General features: G+C 71.0%; 3 protein-coding genes. 2 read left to right on the forward strand and 1 reads right to left on the reverse strand.

Features of this window, described 5'->3' with window-relative positions:
- Positions 1-1084: glutamyl-tRNA reductase (locus RTM68_RS12760; protein WP_396654231.1), on the reverse strand; the 1084-nt coding region annotated here is incomplete at its 3' end.
- A 63-nt stretch (positions 1085-1147) separates the two neighbouring features.
- Here RTM68_RS12760 and hemE point away from each other — a divergent pair.
- Complete coding sequence (gene hemE / locus RTM68_RS12765) at positions 1148-2170, forward strand: uroporphyrinogen decarboxylase (protein WP_312171470.1); 1023 nt, start codon at positions 1148-1150, stop codon at positions 2168-2170.
- A 60-nt stretch (positions 2171-2230) separates the two neighbouring features.
- Positions 2231-2563: FAD-dependent oxidoreductase (locus RTM68_RS12770; protein ID WP_312171472.1), on the forward strand; the 333-nt coding region annotated here is incomplete at its 3' end.

The following is a 2563-nucleotide window of genomic DNA, read 5'->3' on the forward strand; positions in this document are numbered from 1 at the left end:
CCTCGAGCAGTGCGAACATGTGCGAGCGCAGCGCCACGACCGACGGGGTCACGCTCTGACGGCTCCCCACGACGTGGAAGGTGTCTGCGGCTTCGCGGACCACGGTGCGAGCGGCATCCGTCGCCTGGAGCTCGTCGAGCGGAGCGTGCAGGCTGATCGTCTCGAGATCGAGCAGCGCGACGCCCTCGAGAGCGGCGATCGCGGGGTCGACGTTGCGGGGCATGCCGAGGTCGACGACGAGCTGGCTGTGCGAGGCGACGGGGCAGCCCGCGGCCGCGATTCCCGTCGGAGCCTGCAGGTGCGCCGGCGTGAGCACCGGCTCGGTGGCCGTCGTGCAGGTGATCAGCAGGCTCGAGCGTGAGGCGATGCGCGCGTAGTCGTCGGCGGCGACGGGCCGGATGCCGTGCTTCGCCGCGAACTTCTCGGCGCGGCCCGACGGTGAGTACACCGAGATGTTGACGGCGCCGCGCTCGCGCAGAGTGGCGAGGGTGACGGCCGCGTACGCGCCGGTACCCACCAGCAGCACGCGCTCGGCGGCCCAGTCGGCGATGCGGCTGTCGGCGAGCTCGAGTGCGAGGCGCACGAGCGATCGTCCCGCGCGACCGAGGGCCGTGACGTTCTTGACCTTGCGCTGCGCCTGGCTCGCGCGCTGGAACAGGCGCTCGAGCTCGGGAGAGGTCGTGCCGTCCTTGCGGGCGGACTTCAGGGCGCGGCGCACCTGACCGGCGATCTCGCCCTCTCCGGACACGACGGATTCGAGACCCGAGGCGACCGAGAACAGGTGCTCGGCGACTCGGCGACCGGAGTGCACGTCGTAGGCGCCGTCGAGCTCTGCGGTCGGGATGCCGGTGGCGGATTCGACGGCCTCGAGCACCGCTTCGACGCCGATCGCGCCGGCCGCCGTGACGGGTTCGTCCATCTCGACGTACGCCTCGAAGCGGTTGCAGGTAGCAAGAACGACCGCACCCTGCACGCAGGACGCCGTGTCCACGATCGTGGAGGCGACGTCATCGGGGGTGCGGCTCAAGCGTTCGAGCAAATCGAAGGAGGCGGTCTTGTGACTCGCCGTGACACACAGCAGCACAGGTCGATTCTACCCCTCCTCGCGCACAGGTCGGCCAGAGGGGCGGGATGGGAGGATGGAGTCATGCCTCTCTCCGACGCTCCGCTGCTGCGCGCCCTCACCGGACCACGCCCCGAACATGCCCCCGTGTGGTTCATGCGACAGGCCGGCAGGTCGCTTCCCGAGTACCGCGAGCTGCGAGTGGGAACGCGGATGCTGGACGCCTGCCTCACGCCGGACCTCGCGGCCGAGATCACTCTGCAGCCGGTCCGTCGGCACGGCGTCGACGCCGCGGTGTTCTTCAGCGACATCGTGATCCCGCTGCGTCTCGCCGGGGTCGAGGTGGAGATCGAGCCCGGACGCGGTCCCGTGTTCGCGAACCCGGTTCGCACGGCTGCCGATGTCGACCGGATCACCGCGATCGACCCGGACTCCCTCGACGGCACGGCGATCGCCGAGGCCGTGCGCCTGGTGACCGCCGAGCTCGGCGACACCCCGCTGATCGGGTTCGCGGGAGCGCCCTTCACGCTCGCCGCCTATCTCGTCGAGGGCGGTCCGTCGAAGGAGCACCTGCGTGCGCGCGGCATGATGCACGCAGACCCCGACGCCTGGAATCGACTCGCCGGCTGGCTGGCGCAGATCTCGCGTCGCTTCCTCGAGACGCAGCGCGACGCCGGAGCATCCGTCGTGCAGCTCTTCGACTCGTGGGCCGGATCGCTCAGCACCGCCGACTACCGCGCCTTCGTCGCTCCGCACTCGCGTACGGCGCTCGAGGGCATCGGCGTGCCGAGCATCCACTTCGGTGTGGGCACCGGCCCCTTCCTGGCGGACATGCGACTCGACGGCATCGCCGACGGCGTCGGCGTCGACTGGCGGCTGCCGCTCGACGAGGCCGCCGCCATCCTCGGACCGGACGTCTCGGTGCAGGGCAACATCGACCCGGCACTGCTGTCGGCGCCGTGGCCCGTTCTGGAGGCGCACGTGCGCGATGTGGTCGAGCGCGGCCGCGCCGCCCGCGGACACATCGTCAACCTCGGGCACGGTGTGCCGCCGGAGGCGGACCCCGACCAGCTGACACGGATCGTCGAGCTCGTCCACTCCATCTGATCGGTCTGATGCGCGGGTCTCACGCCCTCTCGTCCAGGTCGCGGATGACAGGATTGAGCCATGACCTCGAAGCCCGCGAACCATGAGTCTTCCCGCGCAGAGCTCGCAGCCCGAGCGGAGCTCGCTGCGAAGAAGCACGTCGTCGTCGTCGGCGGGGGCGTCGGCGGACTGATCGCGGCGCGCGAGTGCGCCAAGGTCGGCATGCGTGTGACGCTGCTGGAACGTGCGGATGCCGTGGGTGGTGCCATCCAGCGGGCCGAGCTCGACGGCATCGTGGTCGATGCGGGGGCCGAGAGCTATGCGACTCGCGGCGGCCGCGTCCGTGCGCTGATCGACGACCTGGGCATCGCCGACCGCATCGTGGCACCCGCGGCGGGAGGCGCCTGGCTCGCG

Origin of the sequence: Microbacterium sp., assembly GCF_031988965.1 — a bacterium.
Lineage (GTDB): Bacteria > Actinomycetota > Actinomycetes > Actinomycetales > Microbacteriaceae > Microbacterium.

What these genes read in the sequence shown, in the direction of transcription:
- hemE (WP_312171470.1), top strand. Translation starts at nt 1,148, where the DNA reads ATGCCTCTCTCCGACGCTCCGCTGCTGCGCGCCCTCACCGGACCACGC.